This is a genomic window from Candidatus Poribacteria bacterium (genome assembly GCA_026702755.1).
Lineage (GTDB): Bacteria > Poribacteria > WGA-4E > WGA-4E > WGA-3G > WGA-3G.
This window is the reverse complement of sequence record JAPPBX010000081.1, coordinates 84,568-105,396: the sequence shown is the minus strand read 5'-3', so window position 1 is coordinate 105,396 and position 20,829 is coordinate 84,568. Positions and strand designations below refer to the sequence as shown.

General features: G+C 48.1%; 18 protein-coding genes. 4 read left to right on the top strand and 14 right to left on the bottom strand.

Going from position 1 to position 20,829, the window contains the following annotated elements:
- The first annotated feature begins 145 nt into the window (after positions 1-145).
- Positions 146-1,438 carry an aminotransferase class I/II-fold pyridoxal phosphate-dependent enzyme gene (locus OXH39_15010; GenBank protein ID MCY3551769.1) on the top strand — a complete coding sequence of 431 codons (1,293 nt, stop codon included), beginning with the start codon at positions 146-148 and terminating at the stop codon, positions 1,436-1,438.
- 112 nt (positions 1,439-1,550) lie between these two features.
- On the opposite strand, the gene OXH39_15005 is transcribed toward OXH39_15010, so the two are convergent.
- The 8 genes from OXH39_15005 to OXH39_14970 all read right to left on the bottom strand — a co-directional run bounded on the left by OXH39_15005 (position 1,551) and on the right by OXH39_14970 (position 8,664).
- A complete protein-coding gene (locus OXH39_15005) occupies positions 1,551-2,186 on the bottom strand; it encodes a hypothetical protein (GenBank protein MCY3551768.1) in 636 nt (211 codons plus the stop codon).
- A 39-nt stretch (positions 2,187-2,225) separates the two neighbouring features.
- Positions 2,226-3,107 carry an ATP-binding protein gene (locus tag OXH39_15000; protein MCY3551767.1) on the bottom strand — a complete coding sequence of 294 codons (882 nt, stop codon included), beginning with the start codon at positions 3,105-3,107 and terminating at the stop codon, positions 2,226-2,228.
- Positions 3,108-3,177: 70 nt separating this feature from the next.
- Entirely contained in the window at positions 3,178-3,384 is a 207-nt protein-coding gene (locus OXH39_14995) for a hypothetical protein (protein ID MCY3551766.1), read from the bottom strand.
- 38 nt (positions 3,385-3,422) lie between these two features.
- Positions 3,423-4,223, bottom strand: coding sequence for a hypothetical protein (locus tag OXH39_14990; protein ID MCY3551765.1), 801 nt, complete (start codon positions 4,221-4,223; stop codon positions 3,423-3,425).
- 42 nt (positions 4,224-4,265) lie between these two features.
- Entirely contained in the window at positions 4,266-4,928 is a 663-nt protein-coding gene (locus OXH39_14985; GenBank protein MCY3551764.1) for an HAD-IA family hydrolase, read from the bottom strand.
- Between the two features lie 2 nt (positions 4,929-4,930).
- A complete protein-coding gene (locus tag OXH39_14980) occupies positions 4,931-6,571 on the bottom strand; it encodes a thiamine pyrophosphate-binding protein (GenBank protein MCY3551763.1) in 1,641 nt (546 codons plus the stop codon).
- 118 nt (positions 6,572-6,689) lie between these two features.
- Entirely contained in the window at positions 6,690-7,748 is a 1,059-nt protein-coding gene (locus OXH39_14975) for an Ldh family oxidoreductase (GenBank protein MCY3551762.1), read from the bottom strand.
- 130 nt (positions 7,749-7,878) lie between these two features.
- Positions 7,879-8,664 (bottom strand): phytanoyl-CoA dioxygenase family protein, encoded by a 786-nt coding sequence (locus OXH39_14970; GenBank protein MCY3551761.1) that lies wholly within the window; start codon positions 8,662-8,664, stop codon positions 7,879-7,881.
- A 287-nt stretch (positions 8,665-8,951) separates the two neighbouring features.
- Here OXH39_14970 and OXH39_14965 point away from each other — a divergent pair, with 287 nt between their 5' ends.
- On the top strand, positions 8,952-10,979 hold the full coding sequence (locus OXH39_14965) for a dockerin type I domain-containing protein (GenBank protein MCY3551760.1): 2,028 nt from the start codon (positions 8,952-8,954) through the stop codon (positions 10,977-10,979).
- A gap of 111 nt (positions 10,980-11,090) precedes the next feature.
- Positions 11,091-12,077 (top strand): aldo/keto reductase, encoded by a 987-nt coding sequence (locus tag OXH39_14960; GenBank protein ID MCY3551759.1) that lies wholly within the window; start codon positions 11,091-11,093, stop codon positions 12,075-12,077.
- Between the two features lie 61 nt (positions 12,078-12,138).
- Here OXH39_14960 and OXH39_14955 read toward each other — a convergent pair whose 3' ends face one another.
- From OXH39_14955 to OXH39_14945, 3 genes are all read right to left on the bottom strand, one after another.
- Positions 12,139-12,909, bottom strand: a complete 771-nt coding sequence (locus OXH39_14955; protein ID MCY3551758.1) for a hypothetical protein — start codon at positions 12,907-12,909, stop codon at positions 12,139-12,141.
- A gap of 132 nt (positions 12,910-13,041) precedes the next feature.
- On the bottom strand, positions 13,042-15,723 hold the full coding sequence (locus OXH39_14950) for a T9SS type A sorting domain-containing protein (protein ID MCY3551757.1): 2,682 nt from the start codon (positions 15,721-15,723) through the stop codon (positions 13,042-13,044).
- A gap of 508 nt (positions 15,724-16,231) precedes the next feature.
- Positions 16,232-16,786, bottom strand: a complete 555-nt coding sequence (locus OXH39_14945) for a cob(I)yrinic acid a,c-diamide adenosyltransferase (GenBank protein ID MCY3551756.1) — start codon at positions 16,784-16,786, stop codon at positions 16,232-16,234.
- 44 nt (positions 16,787-16,830) lie between these two features.
- Between OXH39_14945 and OXH39_14940 the strand changes: the two genes are divergently transcribed.
- On the top strand, positions 16,831-18,165 hold the full coding sequence (locus tag OXH39_14940) for a mandelate racemase/muconate lactonizing enzyme domain-containing protein (protein ID MCY3551755.1): 1,335 nt from the start codon (positions 16,831-16,833) through the stop codon (positions 18,163-18,165).
- Between the two features lie 75 nt (positions 18,166-18,240).
- Here the strand turns inward: OXH39_14940 and OXH39_14935 are convergent, their stop codons facing one another.
- From OXH39_14935 to OXH39_14925, 3 genes are all read right to left on the bottom strand, one after another.
- Positions 18,241-18,996: an aldolase/citrate lyase family protein gene (locus OXH39_14935; GenBank protein MCY3551754.1), complete on the bottom strand. Its 756-nt coding sequence runs from the start codon at positions 18,994-18,996 to the stop codon at positions 18,241-18,243.
- A 174-nt stretch (positions 18,997-19,170) separates the two neighbouring features.
- Positions 19,171-19,599, bottom strand: coding sequence for a hypothetical protein (locus tag OXH39_14930; GenBank protein ID MCY3551753.1), 429 nt, complete (start codon positions 19,597-19,599; stop codon positions 19,171-19,173).
- A gap of 291 nt (positions 19,600-19,890) precedes the next feature.
- Entirely contained in the window at positions 19,891-20,811 is a 921-nt protein-coding gene (locus OXH39_14925) for a CBASS cGAMP-activated phospholipase (protein MCY3551752.1), read from the bottom strand.
- Positions 20,812-20,829 lie beyond the last annotated feature (18 nt).

The following is a 20,829-nucleotide window of genomic DNA, read 5'->3' as shown; positions in this document are numbered from 1 at the left end:
ACAGTCCACAATTTATAGTAAAGTTTAGAATTAATTGGGCATTGTAAACGTTGCGTTTGCGGGCACCCACAAGGGGTGCCCCTACAAAATATGTTTTATTTTTAGTGTTTTATACAGTTATTATTGTTCACAATTTAGAGAAAATATGCAAGATTTAAATCCTTTAGCCATCGAATTAAACAGGCAAATTCAAAATGCCGTGCCGACAGTCTCCGCGCTACTCTCCAAGTTAGGAGAACGCATCTATCTGCCGAGAGGTATCTTAAGCCAGACGGCGGAGGCGAATGCGAAAGCACGTCGTTTCAATGCAACTCGCGCGATCGCGTTAGAGAACAGCGATATGATGCACCTCACCGTTTCACGGGAGTTCGCGCCAGCGTTACCTTTGGAGAGTATCTACGGGTACGCACCCGTGTTGGGTCAACCGGAATTACGGGATGCATGGAAAACGCATCTCTTGAAAGAGAACCCGTCACTTGCCGAGACAGCATTAAGCTTACCAATTGTGACGAGTGGAATGACACACGGGTTTAGTCTACTCGCGGAACTTTTCACAGACAGTGGAGACACGCTCGTTCTACCGGATAAGATTTGGGGGAATTATAGACTTATTTTCCAAACCAAAGCGGCGGCGAATCTCCAAACCTATCCATTTTTTAACGCGGCGAAAGGTTTCAACACACACGGATTTCGCGAGACACTTACCAACGCTACCCACGAAAAGCTGCTGATTCTCCTGAATTTTCCGCACAACCCCACCGGTTATGCGATTACGCGCACGGAAGCACAGCATATTGTAGAAGCGATTGTGGGGCGTGCGGACGCTGGATGTCGCATCCTCGTTATGGTTGATGATGCCTACGCAGGTCTGTGGTACGATGCCTCGGTTATGCAAGAATCGCTCTTCGGACTGTTGGTCGGATGCCATCCGAATGTGGTCCCTGTGAAGATAGACGGAGCAACGAAAGAGGAATATGCGTGGGGTTTACGTGTCGGATTTATAAGTTTCGGTCTCGGAGAGGCAGCGATGCAGCCCCTCGAACAGAAGTTCAGTGGGCTAATTCGAGCGAATACCTCCGGTGCCTCACAGGTTTCCCAAACACTCATCCTTGAAGCGATGAAGGCTCCGGGGCATGCCGATCAAAAACAACACAACTATGAGACACTCAAGGCACGCGCGTTGAAAGCAAAAGAAATTGTGTCAGATACCCGATACGCAAAACTTTGGGAGGTGTATCCGAGTCATGCTGGCTATTTTATATGCCTGAACCTCAAATCCGCGAACGCAGAGGCGGTTCGGCAGCAGCTTCTTGAGGAACACAGCATCGGCACGATTGCACTCGGTGAAACCGAGCTGCGGGTGGCTTATTCATGCCTTGCAGAGTCGGATATTGAAACGGTTTTCAAGACAATCGCCGAGGTTATTGAGGACGCATAGCACGTGGTTGGATTGAAGCGCAGTTGTAGACTATGGTGAATTATCGAAATATATAAGCGTCTGGTAGGGCACCCGTTGTGGGTGCCCTCAAATTCACTGTGAAAGATTAAATCTACCGCCGTTCATTTTTCAAAGTACCCCATGTTGTTGCGAGTTTGTCTTCGGGTTCAACGGAAAGCGTCCCAATGGTGTATCGGAAATAGATATCGTCTTCGACATCGTTAGGACCGCACCATACCCAATTCGCTTCACAATCGGGGTCTTTGAGAATTTGTTGCATGATTGCAGCACCAAATCCCCATATACCAGCCCCGAATTTTTCATAGATTTCGAGTTCATCTTCCCATTTGCTGTCGTCGAAATCGGTTTTTTCCCAACCATCTTTCCGATCACCGATGGGGTCGCCAGTATCACATCGCCAACCATCTTCACCCGTTCCGATGTAGTCCGGCTTGGCATCAAGGATGATATCGGCGAGGAACCCACCTCTACCGGCAGCACCGGGTTCAGCGTCGTGGACGTAGACGGCAATCTGTGCGAAGCCTTTGTCCAAGTCAAATTCACTGACCGTAGGAGCTTGCCAGTTTCCGCTTGCAGCGACCTCTTCGCCGTTAATAAACGCAACCCATGTATTATCGCCGCTGACCCGTAACGTGCCTTTCTTCGGCACAGCATCTGTGGTTTGTATCAGAAGTATACCACTCAGGAAGAGCGTGAGTATTACAGAGAACATCAATCGGTTTTTCATAAAAACCTCCATTTTTTAATAGTTGTCAGTTGCCAGTAATCAGTTGTCGGTAGTAAGTGCCAATCGTCCAGCGAGGTCCGCAACAAACTGATAGGCGACGCGTCCTGAACGCCCACTTGAGGATGCCTCCCATTCCAACGCGGCTCGGTGTAATGCTTCCGTCGGAACGGAGAGACCGTGTTTCTGCGCGTAATGGGAGACAATCTGCAAGTAGGTGTCCTGTGAAATCCGTTGGAAAGCGAGGCGCAACCCAAAACGGTCGCTTAATGAGACCTTTTCTTCCGTCGCCTCGCGCGGATATAATTCATCTTCATCGTTCTGTGGATACCGGTTTTCGCGTACCTGTCGAGGCATCAGGTGCCGACGATTCGAGGTAGCATAGATGAGAACGTTGTCCGGGCAAGCAGAAATTCCACCTTCCAACATCGCTTTCAACTCGCGGTATTCCGGTTCATCTTCGTTAAAGGCGAGGTCGTCGCAAAAAAGGATATAGCGTTCTGGACGCTCCCACAACACCTCGGTAATCTCCTGCAGGTGCGCAAGCCCTTCTTTACTGACTCCGATTAACCGAAGTCCCTCATCGGCATAGCGCGATAGCATCCCCTTCACAAGCGAAGATTTACCAGTGCCACGGTCGCCCCATAACAGAACGTGGTTAGCAGGCAGCCCTTGCAGAAACTGCCGTGTGTTCCGATCCAGTTCCATAGACTGCCTCTCTATCCCGAGCAAATCCGATAGCCCGACAAGATTGGGATGTTTAACTGGAATTAGGTGTCCCGACCCATTCTGCTCCCGCCACCGGAAAGCGATGTAATCATCAAGATATTCGCTTGGTGCCAGCACTGTGCGTGCGTCCAAAAGGTTTAGCAAGTTATCGGCTTTTTCAAGCAGCTGCGTGAAAAGTGGTAAAATGTCTTTCATTGCCTGATTTCTTTTCGACATAATTCAATTTGGTTGGTTTGAAACATCAGTAGAGGATTCAAAAATATTGCTATTGATCTGATTTCTCAGAGGAGTTGAGAACCCGTTTCAGCCATTTTTCAAGTTCGGGATCGCTATAAATTGCTTTCAATAACCACTTGCTGCCCCATCTGAAACCTAATGCAATGCCAATTCCAATTATGACTGCCCCGAATATAGCTGCTAATGGATACATCACTATTAGGATTATGAGTTCTGCGAAGCCCGGTCCCCCCATTGGTCCCCTCCTTGATGTGGTTGTAGGGATTTCCGTAATTATGGAACGAATTTCTTTAACTGTCCCCATGTTAGCGTTAACTTGCCTATCGGATCAACAGCAAGCGGCTCGCCAAAGATCAAAGTGCCAAGATTCGCGGATTCGTCTGGATTCAGCCCGTGCCAATCCATGAACACAAGACCAGCCTTCTTCTCTGGGTTATCCGTGCCTTCCTCATATCCGGGTGTAAACCCGACTTCAGTACCCTCCTCGACTTTTACCTTCGTGAGCCATTCAAACGGCATCGCCACCTCATAAATCATACCACCTTTACCCAATTCGGGGGTTGGCACGATTGCTATATCGGACTTCGGGAGATTCGGATTTTTGACCCCACTGAAGTCGGTGACAAGGGCTTTTTTGTTGATAAACGCGAAATTGGGCTTGCATGCAGGTGTTCCAGCTCCCACTTGCTCCCAATCGATATACAAAAAAATCGTATCACCTATCCAAGGTTGTGCGGCATTCGCTGCTGGCGCGAAAATATCGTCACGCACTGCTGCTGCGAAGTAGAAGGTTTTCGCATCATACATGGTTGACCAAGTCATTGTAAGGTCATCTTTTCCCTTCCACGCGCCTTTTCCGCGAAGAAGTTCCTTCTCAGAATCAAAGGCGACCCAAATAGCATACTTCCAATCGTCAAGTTTTCCATCAATCTTGGGGGCGTTCGGGATGAACCCCGCGATTGATTCTGCATATTCCAACCCAAACGCATCGCTGTTGTCCTCTGGCAGAAAGTCTGCATTGACTGTAAAAATGAGCAGAAACCCGAAGAGGATGGATAAAATCATCGTTTTCATCGTGTGACTCGCTCCTTTGCTAATGCACGGTTGTTAACATTGTTACAATTTTTTCACTGGTTCTAAACTTAGTACCTCAGACACATCTTCAAGAATCGCATAAACATCGTAATCATCAAAAGCCGTTCGTGGCGTGACACCCGACAGCACAGCAATAAAGGGAACGGCAGCACGCTGGGCAGTTTTGGCATCCGTCACGCTATCTCCGACATAGAAGCAATTTTGCGGAATACTATCCGTTTGCGCAATCGCCAGCAGTAACCCTTCTGGGTTCGGCTTATACGCTGCGTCCCCACCACCAACGATAACGTCAAATGCATCTAACAAATTTCCACGCGTAAGGATCCCCTGAATGTAGTCGCGACGTTTCTGAGAAACGATAGCAAGTTGAAGACCAAGCCTCCGCAATGCTTGTACTGTTTCTGGCACACCCGCGTAAAATTCTGCTAACGCGACCATAGTCTCATCGGCACGTTGAAGAAACAGCCGCGTAAATTCCTCCACTCGCCTGCTATATGCTTCCCCTGCTAACGCCGTCAGTATATCCGGTAGTGCTAAACCGATTGTCTGCCGAATCGCGGCATCGGAAGCGAGCGGCATCCCCATTTTGTCAAATGCGAAATTGACGCCATCGATCGTTCCACGTGAAGATTCTACCAACGTATAGTCAAAGTCAAATATGATAGTTTGGACAGGTAGTTTCAATTTTAAACTTTCTTGGACACCTGTTTTGCCAACTGCATAAGTGAGGGCGAAATGTCCGATTTGTCAAGTGTTGCCTCAATCAAAACAAAATGTTGTGTCTCAGCAAGTGCTGCTTTCATGGCAGTATCAAATTCGCCTTCCGTACGGGCAGCAAATGCACATCCTGTGCCAAAGAGTTCCGGTACATGGGTGTAGTTCCAATTTTCTATATCGTTAAAGGGTCCGTCAATAAAGGGACGGACGGTGCCGTATCCTTGATTGTTTAAAATCAGAACAATCGGATTGAGCTGGTAGCGAATAGTCGTTGAGAGTTCGGGGCCGGTCATTTGAAATGCCCCATCCCCTACGATGACAAGTGGCCGGGCTGTGGGTTTGCCGAGTTGGGCACCGATTGCGGCGGGAACTGCAAACCCCATTGAGGTGTAGTAGGCAAGCGCAATAAAATCGGTACGCGCCGGAAGCCGTAAGTCTAAAGCCGCCCAGAGGCTGTCACCGATGTCAGGAATAACTGTCATGTCTTCACGCAGCAGTAGATTTAGGTGTTGGAACAGGCGTTTCATTGTAAGCGGCTGGTCGGGCATCATCTTGAAAGGTTCTGGCACTTCCATGACCCACTCCAAATCTATGTCCCCGCGTTCATGGAGTTTCGGAGAATGCAATCCATCAATAAAATCTTCAAACGTGACATTTTCATAGGTAGAATAGCCAACCGAAATTTTATCCGAGGTGGCGTATACCCGGCGACTGCGATCCAAGTTTGCCGTGTAGATTCCGAGGTTGACATCGGTCATAAAGGCACCAAGGGTGATAAGACAATCGGCAGATTCAACGAGTACTGTTATTTCTTCCCTGCTCATCGCGCCGCCGTAAATACCCAAGTAGAGCGGATGAGCCTCTGGCATTACCGATTTGCCCAACAGCGTTGTCACCACGGGAAACTGTTTTTCTTCGGCAAGCTGGCGTAATTTGTTTTGGTAGCCGAATCTGTGGAGTTCCGCGCCTGCTAAAATGACAGGATTTTCGCTCTGATTTATGAACGCAATTGCATTTTCTAAGGCGGCCTCTAATGTCTCCGGGTCACTCTGGTGGTCGCCTGTTGAAGGACGTTGGGAGGGTGTTCCCAGCATACCTACCATATCCCGTGGCAGTTCAATGTAGCCGGGACGCTTGTGCCAATACACAGCGTCGAGGACCCTATCTATCTCGTTAAAGGCGGTAAAGGGTTCATCAAGAAGTGAGGATGCAACGGTTATCTCGTCATAAATACGTTGTTGTGTGTAGAAATCTTTACCTTTATGATGCAAAAGCCCCTCTTCACTACGCTCCTTTATCCCTGGGCTTCCGCTAATCACAATGAGTGGTGATTTTTCAGCGTAGGCGGCGGTAACAGCGTTGATCATTGATAACCCACCGACCCCATACGTCACACATGCAGCTCCCATGCCTTTTGTCCGGGCATAGGCATCTGCAGCAAATCCTGCAGTTTCTTCTCGTGTCGTGCCGATGTGTTGAATAGGGCTTTTCTCGATCATATCGAAGAACTGCACTACATAATCACCGGGAATGCCAAAAATGTGATCAATACCGTAACTTTGCAATTTTCTCAGCAGGTATTTACCGATAGTTAGTTGTTGATTTTGCATCTATCGAACCTCTTAGGTAAAATCGCAACATTTGATGTTTTACCGAAAAGTGGAGACATATTTGAGTTGAGATTCTAAAAATTGGCGAAAACCCTCTCAATTAGACGTATTACAACAATTAACTTTCAAGATTTAAGCACGGGAGCCCCACCTGTGTTGCAGTCTCTTGAATCTGTCGCCACGTTTCGTCATCGATTGGGATGCCTTCGCGTAAACGACGCTCTGTCTGGCGCGCCTCAATTTCTCCGGGTGTCAAGATTTCATCGAATCCGGGTGCGGTTGGTGAGGCTTTCACATGGGCAACCAGTCCGTCAACATGGTCATAAAAATCGTCAAGCGGTGTAAAATTAGCGATATCCAGTGCAATCATCAGGACACCGTTCTGAAGACGGGTGTTCCCCGATCCACTACAGCCTGCGCCGGACAACGCGCCCCCTAAAATGTCAATCATCAAACCGAGTACATATCCCTTGTGTCCAGCAATTCCACCAAGCGGCAATAACGCACCGTGTGGAGCCTCTATCAAGTCTCGTGGGTCCTGTGTCGGTTCGCCTTCATTGTTGATAAGCCAACCGAGTGGAACAGATTCGCCACGATTCACAGCAACGCGAATCTTACCCTGCGCGACAACGCTACTTGTGATGTCAAGCAGAATCGGGTGTCCCTCGCGTGTCGGTGTGGCAATTGCGATAGGATTGGTCGCAAGCCGTCCATCTCGTCCACCGAACGGCGCAACATATAGTGCAGTTCCACCCGCATTCACCATTGTGATGCCTACCATATCGGTTTCAGCTGCCATCATCGGATAGCTCCCGATCCGTCCGATGTGATTACAGTTATAGACGCTAATTGCGCTGATCGTACTCGATTTCGCCTTCTCTATCGCGAGCGACATCGCCTTCTGTGCGATGACGTGTCCAAACCCCCAATTGCCGTTGATGAGCGCATGCGAAGCCGACTCACGTTCAATCTCCATCGGTGCTCCGGGTTGAATAAGTCCGGATTCGATGAGTCCAATATATTGCGGAATGCGGAGAACGCCGTGGGAATCATGCCCGGCGAGGTTTGAAGCGACGAGCAGTTCCCCTATAATCTCTGCTTCATCGCTTGGAACACCTCCGGCTTCAAAGATGTCAGTTGCGATTTTCTGTAGCTGGTTCTGCGTAAAATTTGGCATATAGTTTTTGGTTCTCTGTGTCCTATATTAAGAAGTCGCGATTCGGAGAGTACGCCCCCTACCAAAGGAATCGCGATTCGGAGATCGCTAAAAAGTCGCGATTTGGAGGGTACACCCCCTACCGTATCTATTATGCTGCCTCAAACAATGATGGGAAATGACGATACGGGTCAGCAGGTTCACGGAAGAGAATCTTTTGACGTTCTGTGATCTCTATATCCTCCGGTATTGCCACGCGCCGCGAAGTCCACGCGATGTGCGAAACACAATACTTATACAGCAGGGACCTGCGTTGGTGCTTACCGTTCCATGCTGCTGTGCCGTGCGTTAGTGCTTCGGTAAATAGAATCGCTGAACCCGCTGGGGCGTTCGGAATGACGACACAAGGGGCATCTTGGGGTGCTTCAGCGATCTGTTGCGGTAGTTTGAAATTGCCTTTATGGCTGCCCGGAATACAGCAAAATCCCCCATAATCCGGTCCAGTGTCGGCAAGATTCCACGTCACAACAACGAAACCGTTATGAATCTCATTATCTCGGAAAGAGTAGTATTCTCCGGGTTGCGCTCTTGCTGTCGGAGAAGTGGCACCGTAGTCGGCATGCAGATGTCCGCGCGGCATTCCTTCCCGCATATACATCCCGTAAATTCGGTCGAGCCGAAAGCAATCGCCCAAGCGAAATTGAAGTATCGGCATAATCTCAGGATGGTCGAGTAAATTGCAAAACGGTTGTCCCCACTGCAGAAAACCGGGACCATCGGGGGCACTTCCAAATCTTTGGACCTTCCCCGGTGTGGGGAGTTGTTGCTCGTCAATACATTGATTGAGTGCTGCGACCTCTTCTGGACTCAAGACATTCTCAATGACAAGGTAGCCTTGCACGTCGAAGAGGTATTGTTGTAACTGTAGATCGCTCATACGCTCAGTCTCCTATTATCTACAGGCTTCAAACTTAGCTGTGAGATTGCGGTAATAAATATTGATAATCAATTTAGCATACTTGGTTGGACTGTGTCAAACAAATTTCGATTTCGCCGCGTGTGGATGTCCTATATGGTGCAGTGTGAAGATCGGATTGCCCTTTTTTGTGCAAGTTATCTGTCTTGGGACTGGATATGGCAGTATATTCAGCGTTTCAAAGGCTGGCACATAAATTGCTACTTTCATGGCAGGTGTCTATTGCTTGAAAAGGAGGTGTCAGACCTATGAATAAGAGGGCGTTTTTTATTTTTGTGTTGTTACTGATTGCACCCTTCTTTTTGCCGAGTGGTTTCGCACAGGATTCTTCGCAATGGAACTTGCCTGATGGCGCGATCGCGAGACTCGGTAGAGGTAGCATAATAGACATCACGTATTCACCGGATGGCACTCATTTTGCAGTGGTGAGTACTATCGGAATTTGGCTCTACGATGCGCGTACCTATAAAGAGACAGCCTTACTTATTGGACATACGTGGGAAGCCTCGGCAGTAGCGTTTTCGCCGGATAGCAAAACGCTTGCAAGTGCAAGTTGGGACGATCCGGTTCAGTTGTGGGATGTTTACACCGGACAACTCCGCGTTACCCTAACGGGATATGTAAATAATGTTAATGCGCTCGTGTTCTCACCGGATGGCAAAACGCTTGCCATCGCAAATGCTAACGAAATCCTGTTGTGGGACGCGGAAACGGGTGCACAGCAGATGGTCCTTGAGGGGCATACTGATTCAGTGAAGGCTATTACGTTTGTTCAAGATGGGAGCAGATTAGTCAGCGCGAGTTCGGATGGAACGATGCGAGTGTGGGACGTGCTGACAGGACAACATAAATCTTTTGATGTGAAACTCAACAAATATGCAGACGTTGTGCTCTCACCAGATGGAAAAATGCTTGCTATGGCACATAGGAGCATTGGGAAGATTGAACTATGGGAAACAGATACAGGTCAATTCCTACGGACCTTCACAACTGCGGAATCGGTGGATGCTATTACGTTTTCGCCGGACGGGGGAATGCTTGTCAGTAGCAGTGGTTGGCCGGATTACTTAATTGAATTGTGGAACGCGCAAACGGGCGAAGTTCTCATGACTTTTACAGGGCATACATGGCTTGTTGACGCGATAGCATTCTCACCGGATGGGAAAACGTTGATCAGTGGAAGCAGAAATGGCACGGTTCGGGTATGGAATGTAGAAACAGGCGAGAATCGGACGACATTCCAAGGACACTTGGGGTCGGTTGGTGTCGTTGCATTTTCACCAGATGGGAGAACCCTCGCGAGTGGAAGTTCACCGCACACAATTCAATTGTGGGATATGGATACCCGACAGCCCCAAGCCAAGTTTGAAGCCGATGCGTTTTGGGTCTGGAGTCTTGCATTCTCACCGAATGAGCAGCTGCTTGTTAGCGGCAGTTCGGAAGAGGTGTTGATATGGGGTACACACACCGGAGAACTCCATGCAAGGTATCAAAATTGGTATGGTGCTATAGCGTTTTCGCCAGACGGGGAGACGTTCACCAGTGCAAGATTCGGTGGCGCGATTCGGTTGTGGGATGCGTCCACGATTCATGATCGCGAATTTCTCCAAAATCGTGCTATCTTTGATGCACATCGCGATAGTTTTAATAGCCTGGTTTTTTCACCCGATGGAGGGACACTCGCCAGCGCAGGTGGCGAAGGTACTATTTTGTTGTGGGATGTCTCTACTGCCGAACTCAAAACAACTATCAGTGGACATAAAGAACTTGTTAGTACCTTATCGTATTCTCCAAATGGCCGCACGCTCGCCAGTGGGAGTTGGGATGATACCATTCGATTATGGGATACAGAAACTGGTATGCCCAGAAGAATTCTTAATGGACATACAGAAGGTGTAACTTCGGTTGCGTTTTCGCTGGATGGAGAAACACTTGCCAGCGGAAGTTACGATGGGACGGTTCGGTTGTGGAACGCACACACAGGTCGAAACCACACCATTTTCAGAGGGCATAATAAGTATGAGGTCAATTCGGTTGTGTATTCTCCAGATGGGCGCACGTTCGCCAGCGGTGGTGGAGATGGCACGATCCTTTTGTGGCAAACTCAGTCTGCAGTGCCTGAAGATGTCAACGGCGATAGTGTTGTCAATATTGACGATTTAAGGTTCGTTGCTGACCACCTTGGACATGTTGAGAGAGAAAATGTAGCGGATGTTAACGGTGATGGTATAGTCAATATTCTTGACCTTGTCGCGGTTGCCGGAGCTATGGAGTGAAACCCCTTGTTGGAATAAAAACAGATTTTGGTATTGACCTTCCGTGGAATCTATTGTAAACTCTATTCCATTGTACGTACCAATTCTGCTAAATCAACAAAAGGGATAACCATGGAAAAACGCATTCTTGGGCGGACTGGGCTTGAAGTGAGTGTCTTAGGAATGGGCGGACTCTTTGTCTCAACGGCTGGCGGTAGGAACCGCGCTGACGGACATAACGCTATCCGACGCGCTTTGGAACTCGGTGTCAATTATGTTGATACCGCACCGAGTTACGGCAACAGTGAAGAAGTCGTTGGGGAAGCTTTAGAGGGTGTGTTGCAGCCGCATTACCTCTCCACGAAGATTGGTGGTAGACCACAACCTTTCGATCCGAAGGATAAACAACTCCTACGGCAATCGGTTGAAGAGAGCCTGCGTTTGCTGAAAAGAGATACTATTGACATCCTGATGGTGCATGAACCTGATCGTCCGGGACAATACGATTGGTGGACAAGCCACGAGACATTTGATGGACCGATCTGTGAGTTGTTGGCGGAACTCAAAGCGGAAGGGATTGTCCGTTTCACAGGGTTAGGTGGCACAACCGCACATCAACTCCCCGCAATTATGGCAACAGGGGTCTACGATGTGGTGCTGGCAGCACAGAATTATAGCCTACTCTGGCGCGAAGCGGCGATCTCAATCTTTCCAGAAGCGAAGCGACGGAATATGGGAATTGTCATCGGTGCGCCGTTACAACAGGGTGCATTGTCACGCCGCCACGCTGAAGTAGAGACGGGGGCATGGTGGCTTAGCCGTCCGCGTCAGGAACAGTTCAAAGTGCTTTATAAGTTTTTGGATGAAATCGAACTCTCGCTTCCAGAGGCGGGTATCCGTATGGCTATATCCAATCCTGATATTTCTACGGTGCTGGTGGGTGCCCGGTCTGTAGAGGAAGTCGAACAGAATGTCCGTGCGGTTGAAGCCGGTCCATTGCCCTCGGAAGTGTTAGAACGGCTTCAGGATATCGCGGATATGGTGCCGTTTCGACCCTTTGAGGAACCCCATAGTTTGGCGTTCGGTAGGGAATATAGCGGGCCAGGACCTGCACGGTGAGATAAAAAAGAGAGGCGCGCTGGGAAAGCGCGCCTCCAAAAAACAAGTGGACTGTGAGATATCATTCATTGATGTAATCTGAGCGTAACTCAAATGTATGCAGCACCCAGCTACCCGCTTGGTTGTCAAGTTCAGCCTCAATCGCCATTATAGTTTCTAATTGTTCATAAGTCTCGATGTCCTCTCGACTCGCAAATTCCAACTCGACGAGCCGGTGCGGAGATTCACCATAATAGTTGTCGTAAGAGGCCGTCGCTTTCAACTGAGGCGGAGCGACGAGTGCTTGAGAAACGGACGCAACCCATTCCAAGTACGCCTGTTTCCCACCAAGTGGATAATCAATCAGAAGGATACCTTTAATTTGCCAGTTGCCTCCCTCGCCTTTTGAGTAGTCGGAACGTTGGATAAACGTGTGCGCGGTTGTTACGCTTGTATGGTTCGGAATATCTCCGAGTATGGCAGCGATCTCTGGACGATTCAGATAGGTCGCCATATCGAGGAAACTGTTGAATTCCCATTCGACGAGCCGGTTAGGACTCATTTCCGGGTCCTCGTTGTCGTAAGATCTTATCCGAACGACCTCTTCGGGGGCTTGCAGGGCTGGTACAACGGATGTAACCCATGCAATATAAGCGTCTTTCCCACCCTCCGGATAATCAATTAACAAAACAAACTTCACTGGGATCGCTTCGATATCAGTCATAGCATCACCCATGGTAGTATCCGCTGAGGGCATGCTATCCATCATCACCCTTTGTCCTCTATCACAACCTGCCAGTGCAACGAGCGCGATGAGAACTATCAAAAAGAGGTTTGCAAATTTTAAATTCATAATTCATTCTCCTTCGCAAAAAATATAACACATAAAGTGTAAGAATTTTTCAAAACTAATACATCATCCTCTCAAATCTAACACACCATCCTATATAACTGCGACATTTGCAAGTTCTATACGGATGGGACCCTACTTTACAATGACGAGTCGTCGTGTCTGCTGAAAAGAGGGTGTCGTTAATTGGTAAAAATAGATACTACTCGCAACGCGTTCCCCAAGCGCATTACGTCCATCCCAATACGCAGCACGCCCTTGACTGTTATAGAAGCCAGCGGATCGAAAACCGAGCGAGAGTGTGCGAATCAACTTACCGGTTGTATCGTAAATGGAGACCGATACCAGACTGTCTTCCGAGAGTTGATATGGAATCCATGTCTCCGGGTTAAACGGATTTGGATAGTTCTGCAGCAAGAGATTCTGTGTCGGTTGACCAATACCATCAAGATTGACTGACAAAACAGCGTTTGCTAAGTGCTCAGGTGACACTTTAAAGCTGAGGGGTTGTAATTCAACGTTTCCACCCGGACCGATGACGCGCAACTCAACCACATCTCCAACTCGGACGACGCTCCGCCGTTCTAAGTCAGCAGTCGCAGCAGCGAAGTAATCCCCTTGCACGGAGGTGGTTATAGTGCTGTTTGTTCTGAGGTTACGGACGATGACTTGGTAGCCATCAAATGCAGTTTTACCTTTCAAGTGCCCACTGACAACGAACGCCCATGCTTCATTGGGTGTCGCCGTGGATATGGCAGATGGAGCTGCGGCAGATGCTTCAGTTGGATCTGTCCACGGTGCGCCGACGAAAGCAAAGTTGCGAACTTCTGGGACATTGACGATATAGCCTTTTCCCCCTTCAATTGGGAAACCATCATTGGGTGCACTTGGTGTCCAAGCGACGAACCCCTGTGTTGCTGTATTAAGCGTGATGATAGTTGTCGCCCCTGTCATGGCGACAAGTGCCTTAGCGGTCATAGGTTTTGGGGGTGCCAATGGCACAGAAAGCATATTTAGACCTTTCGACAGTGTGACGGTGTAGAAGTTACCAAAACGGTCGCGCGCTTCCTTGGTGGTGAGTTTAGCGATAAACCCGTGTCTACGCCCATCTGGCGAGTCATAGTGTCCCACGACAGAACTATCCTGATTGATATTCCAGCCTTCTGTGCTAACGCTGCCTGGAAACTGCAATTCATGTAGTCCATATAGGTATGAGCCGACATAGGAGCGCGGGAGGTCCCCCGCCGCTTTGGCTCGGGCAACCACAAACACCCCCCTTCCCTCTGCATCGTTAATACCGTGCAGAAAAAAGTATTCCAGGCTGGATGGTTCCAGATAGTCCAGGATTATAAACCTGCCACTCGAGGTCCGCGCGTATGCATGATATAGACCGTCAGCATCTACGTAGCTGCCTATGATAGAACCTGCCGCATTCACAAAATCAGCATAAGTTGCCGTTGCCTCAGGGACCTCAACTATTAGGTCTCCCGAGAATCCACGGCGAACACCAGACGCATCTATAAAATTACCTGTCAATGCCCCTGTCGAATCACTGTAACCGTACATCTCGGTTTCAACGGCACCCGGGAAATCGTATTGCCGCAACTTACCATCTTCTAAGATGACACCATGATACAGACCATTGCTATCCTCGTAGTGTCCCGCAGCTAACCCATTATTACCGAGTGCATAGAAATAAGTGTTCTGTGAACCGGGGAAATCGTATGTCGTAAAAATGCCATTTATGAGTGTAAAGCCAACCATTTTGTCGCCATCGGGACTTTTCGTGTAGCCAGCGTAATCCTCAAAGTCGCTACTCGCTGTCAACGCTAAAAAATCTACATTCGGAACATCAATACTCTCATAAGTGTAGGTGAATTCAGGGGGTGGAGGATACGCTATATTTCTGAATTGTGCAGCAGTTTCCTCAGTGGGTCTGGCGATAAACCCGTGTCTACGTCCATCTGCTAAATCGTGGTACCCGACGACAGAACCATCCTGATTGATATTCCAACCCTCCGTGCTAACGCTGCTTGGAAACTGTAATTCAGATAATCCTTGCTGGGATGTGCCGGCATAGGAGCGCGGAATATCCCCTATCGCTTTAGCGCGCGCAACGATAATTCTTGTATCAGTGATACCGTGCACAAAAAAGTATTCCAGCGTTGATGAGTCCAGATAGTCATGAAATACAAATGTGCCATTTGAGGTGCGAACGTATGGATAATATAGGCCTTCAGCGTCTATGTAACTTCCTGTAATAGCACCACTTGCGTTCACAAAATCAGCATAAGTTGCCGTTGCCTCAGGGACCTCAACTATTAGGTCTCCCGAGAATCCACGGCGCACACCAGACGCATCTATAAAATTACCCGTCAATACGCCCGTCGAATCACTGTAACCGTATATCTCCGTTTCAACGGCACCCGGAAAATCATATTGCCGCAATTCACCATCTTCTAAGATAACACCGTGATGGAGACCATCACTATCTTTGTAGTGTCCCGCAGCTAATCCATTATTGCCAAACGCATAGAAGTAAGTGTCCTGTGAACCGGGGAAGTCATACGTTGTAAAAACGCCGTCTATGAGTGTAAAGCCGATCATTTTGTCGCCATCGGGACTTTTCGTGTAGCCAGCGTAATCCTCAAAGTCGCTACTCGCTGTCAACGCTAAAAAATCTACACCTGGCACCTTAATGCTCTCATAGGTGTAGGTGAATTCAGGTGCCGTGGGTGGTTCATTATCGGTTTGTGCCTCGGTATTGTGTAAGAAAAAGGAATTGAAGCATAGGAATAATATAAATGTGTAAAACAAAAAACTAATTTTACTCTGATTATGCATAGTCTAATTGTGTCTTAAGAAAGAATAGAACTTACACAATTTTCTAATAAGAACCCACAGCCTGCAAGCCGCTGGACGAGGTTTCAAATCTCTCCAACAAGGACGGTGCGTAAGTCCTGAAAAAATCTCAATTAAGGCGTTCTCCTCAAGAATTAAGTTGTTCTTACGTTTAGGAATCCTAAAAAGTTAAATAAACCTAAGTTGTCACTGAGCAAAAATTTATAAACATGAAAATTTATCGATAAGAGATTTATAGCTAAATAGTCATGGTGTAGATAATCAATTATACACAAGTTTGAGGCATAAATCAAATTATAGTTTGTGTATGGTTTCCGAGTGAGGGAAATCGCCAAGATGTTCAAGCGAAACAGATTGTACTACTAAAGATGGCAACTTGGGTTATTAAGAGTCCAGTTATGATTTTCAGTTCGCGTGATTTGAAAACCCTGCCATAATACAACATCTTAATACCACCTCTTTTTCAGGCGTCTGATTGGGACTCCCAAATCGGTTCCGAAGTGTTCGCTCGGAAATTCACTACTCGAGCGAGAACAAACAGAAGATCCGAAAGCCTGTTCAAACTCCGGATTATCTCAGGATTAACATCTTCTTCGCGTGCGAGGCGGACGACACACCGTTCGCTTCGGCGACAGACGACCCGCGCAATATGTAAAATAGCACCAGCAGTGCATCCACCGGGTAGAATAAAGTTCGTCAGCGGCGGAAGCTCTTCAGAAAGGGTGTCTATTGCAGTTTCCATCTCTGTCGTGAAATCTGTCGATATACGAAACTGGGCAGCCTTCACGTGCGTTGCTGGCGTTGCCAAATCTGCCCCGACCGAGAAGAGGTGATTTTGGATCCGCGTCATAAGTTCAGAAAGATCAGTATTATCAATCAGTGTTTGCGCATAACCGATATAGGCGTTCAGTTCATCAACAGTACCGATCGCCTCAATGCGCGGTGCATCTTTCCGAAGTCGCATTCCCCCGAAGAGGGCGGTCTCTCCAGAATCGCCAAATTTAGTGTAGATTTTCATATCTATCTATTGTATACTTTGGGAAAAAAGGAGTCAAGTTAAGTATGAAAACTTTGGGAAAAATCGAGAAGGTTAACGTTGTTGATTTACGGGTCCCTACGTCGGATACACTGCTCGGTTCTGATCCGTTTCATAAAAAACCTAACTATTCTGCCGTGCTAACAATATTGGAAACAGATACTGGACATCAGGGCATTTCGGTCGCTTTTACCGCTGGGGCTGGAAATGACTGGATCGCATACGGTGTTAAAGACCTCGCGCAACTTGTTGTGGGGATGGATATGGAGACTTTTGTTAATGATCCGGGCGCGTTCCATAGACTTCTCGTAGACCATCACCAGTTGCGCTGGCTTGCGGATGGTGTCAATCGGATGGCAATCGGCAGTATTGTCAATGCGATGTGGGATGCTTGGGCAAAGTTGGTTGATAAACCGCTCTGGAAACTCCTCGTCGATTTACCACCGGAGAAAATTGTGCAGTGCATCGATTGGCGGTATCTGCGGGATGCGCTGACACCTGATGAAGCAGAGGCAATTCTTAACACACACTGGAACAGCCGCGAAACCCGTGAAGAGACGCTCCGTCAACAGGGACCGAAGGCGTATTCCACCGCCGGATGGCTCGGTCTGACAGACGAACAGATCATTGAGACCGTGAATCAGGTGAAAGCGGATGGACTCGACTGCTTCAAAATGAAGGTCGGACAGGATTTGGAATTTGACAAGAAACGGCTCGCCTTCATACGCGAGGCGATAGGTTCAGAGGCACGTTTGATGCTGGATGCAAACCAGGTTTGGGGTGTTGATGAAGCCATCGCGTATATGGAAGAATTGGCAGCGTTCAAGCCGACATGGATTGAGGAACCGACAGCCCGCGATGATGTCCTCGGCTTCGTAAAAATATCACGTGCCTTAGAGAAGCATGGTATCGGTGTTGCCACAGGGGAGCAGGTACCGTCGCCGGTCATCTTCAAGCAGTTGATTACAAGTGGTGCGATCCAATATTGTCAGATTGACGCGACGCGGCTTGGGGGTGTCAACGATGTGTTAGGAGTCATCTTAATGGCAGCGAAGTATGGGATACCTGTCTGTCCGCACGGTGGCGGTATCGGATTATGTAACATGATTCAACATTATGCAATATGGGATCAGATTTGTGTTGCTGCACACTCGGAGACGCAGGTGGTTGAATACCTCAACTTCCTACAAGAGGAAGTTTTTCTACACCCGATTCAAGTGCGCAACGGTGCCTATGTCACACCAACGACACCCGGTTGGGGACTTGAGATGTACCCGGAGTTCGTCGAGAAGCATACCTATCCGACAGGATCAGTTTGGCAGGGGAGAGAGACATCTGGGGGGATCACTTTTTTGGCATAGTTGCCTTAACGAAAATGCGCGGTTAAAAACCGCGCTGATGAGAACGAAGAGAGACTACTGTCAAAGTTAAATCTGTTAGGGTTTCGCGCCCTCTGCTCGTTCTTTGTATGCCGCAGCGCCAGACGTGATCCATCCACCAACACCTGTCATTAAGAACCGTACACCCGCCTTGACATATTTCTCAACCATGGGATCAAGTGCCAAGGTACCAGCAACCCGTCCTGCCGCTTGGATGCGCGCGAGGGCGGCATCTATTGTGTTCTGGACATCTGGGTGCGTTAAGTTCCCGATATGCCCCATAGAAGTCGCTAAATCCGAGGGTGCAACGAAAAACACGTCAATATGATCGACGGTGAGGATATCGTCTAAGTTGTTAACCGCCGTAATATCTTCAATCAAAACGATGACGAGTGTCTGTGAATTGGCTACATCAAAATAGTTGTCCACGCCATACCCTTGACGGCTGGTATACATGCCACGGTGACCAATCGGTGCGAACTTCGTACCATCTACGACGTTCTGCGCCTCCGCTTTCGTGTTGACATGTGGGACAGCGATCCCCATTGAGCCGCAGTCCAGCGTACGGTAGATAAGCCCTTGGTCGTTGCGATTGACCCGTGTGATAGAGGTCATGCCCCAGAGGTCGCATGCGCGTGTCAGGTCAGCGATTTCTGATGCGTCAACTCGCCCGTGTTCGCCTTCTAACCATACGCCGTCGTATCCGTTTGGACCGAAGATGTCTATATCGTCAGCATTTGTGAGTCCTGAGATGACGTACGCAAGGTCTCCGTCTGCTAACTTCTGTTTAACTCTGTTTGGTCTTATTTCCATAGGTTTCTCCTGTTCGGCTGTTCTCTTTAAGGGTAAAGAATATCAGGAATTTTGAAAATTGTCCATAGAAAAGTGAAGTGCGCACTTGGAAAGCACGCACTTCGTATTCAGGCTCGTCATAGTACTTGTACGACTATGAACTCGGATGTCAATTTTGAAAATAGGCTTCGTTGCCTATTCACTGGCACGCAGCAGGTGAATACCCATCGCGATATTCAACGGTGGTAGTATAGCATCAAAGAGGATCCATACTAAACCTCGGGTGCCATGGCTGACAGCGGTAAAGTCTGACGCGAACTCCATGATGCCGAACCAGTTCCAGAAGAAGATTATAGCTACGAATATAAACCCGTAGAAGAGCGTGTTCGCCGCTATGAACTCTTGGACGCTTGAATCCGCGCCGACACCGCTCAGACGAATATAACCGAATATCAACCCCAGAATTATCGAAATGGCGGAGAGCCAGTTGATGATGTCCCAGGCGGAACTGTACGGACTATCATCGGTGGAGGTGTGGTAAATTGGCTCGATTATCGTCTGGATAGCGACTATCGCCGCAATGACGATAAGCACAACCCCTATAAATCGCTTAAAGCCTTCCATGAAAATTTCTCCTTATTCCCTTATTGGGTCCAGCTAATGCTGTCCGAAACCTGAATTCGGGATAGCATTGTTAATGGATGAAGTTTGAGGTTTTTAACCCGTCGTTAGCGAAACAAGAAATTACCTTCACTTCTCAAAACGGAAAAATTTGTCACATTCTCTTGTATTATACATTTTACAACTTAAAAAGTCAATTTTTTAACAGAAAAGTATATGGGGTTGCCTAAATCATGGATTACGCTGAGAAATAGGAGATGTGTGAAAACTGCGTTTTCAGGTGATCATTGGACCTTATTTAAATTCAGCAGGAATAAAAGTTTCAATCTCTGCAGCATATTTTTCAAAATCGCGCTCAGCAAGGGATTTGAGGTCATCTAACCGCGTAAGGGTATCTATCTCCCAGCGATCGATTTCTGGATTGATGCGTAAATAATTCCCCTTTAGCAACAATTTCGCTATATGTGCGGAGGCTTGGGCTTGCAATGTCATCACGTAGGAGGTTAGTTTGGCACCCCCCCATCCGGTGATAAACCCCCAGCCGCGTCTCTGCCGATACATGTTTGTTGAATGTCCTGTACCGATAGATAGCATCCGAATCTTTCGTGCCTCTTTTCTAAACACTGAGAGTGCCTCTGTGGCGGCAATTGTGGAGGGATTGTTTGCCCATAAGCAGCCGTCTGCTAACAAGAGGTCATCAACGGATTTTGGGGCAAAAAATGTGGGTGCAGCACAGGAGGCAAGGATAGCCTCTCGCAAACAGACCTCTTTACTTGTAGGGGGTGTACCCTCCGAATAGCGACTCCCATAATTGGATCTAAAAATGTGAACTTCACTTTTGGCGATCTCCGAACTTGTTATCATCAATGGCGTTGCTATTTGACCGAGAGGCGTTGCTGGAATATGCTTGGCGATAACCTGGGCGAGTTGTTCGCTTGGATATTTACTCAAGAATAATGGAATGCGATACCATCTTCTTCGGAAGATATAAGGGGTCTCAGTTTCAAAGAGTTGGACGATATCTGTCATCGGGATGTCGGAAACAGCAGCACCAGCGATGATTGCGCCTGTGCTCGTTCCGGCGATGAGATCGAAACAGGTTTTGATACGCGTTCCAAAAGCCTCTTCAATTTTAGCGAGGAGTTGGGCGGTGTACATGCCGCGGGTGCCACCGCCATCTAACGCGAGAATGTGGAAGGTGTCTGCGTTTTCCATTGATTATCTCTCTTTGAT

Excerpts from the sequence above, each read along its gene's own strand:
- OXH39_14925 (MCY3551752.1), bottom strand. The coding sequence starts at position 20,811 with ATGGAAAACGCAGACACCTTCCACATTCTCGCGTTAGATGGCGGTGGC.
- OXH39_14995 (MCY3551766.1), bottom strand. The coding sequence starts at position 3,384 with ATGGGGGGACCGGGCTTCGCAGAACTCATAATCCTAATAGTGATGTAT.
- OXH39_14935 (MCY3551754.1), bottom strand. The coding sequence starts at position 18,996 with ATGGAAATAAGACCAAACAGAGTTAAACAGAAGTTAGCAGACGGAGAC.
- OXH39_14990 (MCY3551765.1), bottom strand. The coding sequence starts at position 4,223 with ATGAAAACGATGATTTTATCCATCCTCTTCGGGTTTCTGCTCATTTTT.
- OXH39_14930 (MCY3551753.1), bottom strand. The coding sequence starts at position 19,599 with ATGGAAGGCTTTAAGCGATTTATAGGGGTTGTGCTTATCGTCATTGCG.
- OXH39_15000 (MCY3551767.1), bottom strand. The coding sequence starts at position 3,107 with ATGAAAGACATTTTACCACTTTTCACGCAGCTGCTTGAAAAAGCCGAT.
- OXH39_14960 (MCY3551759.1), top strand. The coding sequence starts at position 11,091 with ATGGAAAAACGCATTCTTGGGCGGACTGGGCTTGAAGTGAGTGTCTTA.
- OXH39_14940 (MCY3551755.1), top strand. The coding sequence starts at position 16,831 with ATGAAAACTTTGGGAAAAATCGAGAAGGTTAACGTTGTTGATTTACGG.
- OXH39_14980 (MCY3551763.1), bottom strand. The coding sequence starts at position 6,571 with ATGCAAAATCAACAACTAACTATCGGTAAATACCTGCTGAGAAAATTG.
- OXH39_15005 (MCY3551768.1), bottom strand. The coding sequence starts at position 2,186 with ATGAAAAACCGATTGATGTTCTCTGTAATACTCACGCTCTTCCTGAGT.
- OXH39_14975 (MCY3551762.1), bottom strand. The coding sequence starts at position 7,748 with ATGCCAAATTTTACGCAGAACCAGCTACAGAAAATCGCAACTGACATC.
- OXH39_14955 (MCY3551758.1), bottom strand. The coding sequence starts at position 12,909 with ATGAATTTAAAATTTGCAAACCTCTTTTTGATAGTTCTCATCGCGCTC.
- OXH39_14945 (MCY3551756.1), bottom strand. The coding sequence starts at position 16,786 with ATGAAAATCTACACTAAATTTGGCGATTCTGGAGAGACCGCCCTCTTC.
- OXH39_15010 (MCY3551769.1), top strand. The coding sequence starts at position 146 with ATGCAAGATTTAAATCCTTTAGCCATCGAATTAAACAGGCAAATTCAA.
- OXH39_14970 (MCY3551761.1), bottom strand. The coding sequence starts at position 8,664 with ATGAGCGATCTACAGTTACAACAATACCTCTTCGACGTGCAAGGCTAC.
- OXH39_14965 (MCY3551760.1), top strand. The coding sequence starts at position 8,952 with ATGAATAAGAGGGCGTTTTTTATTTTTGTGTTGTTACTGATTGCACCC.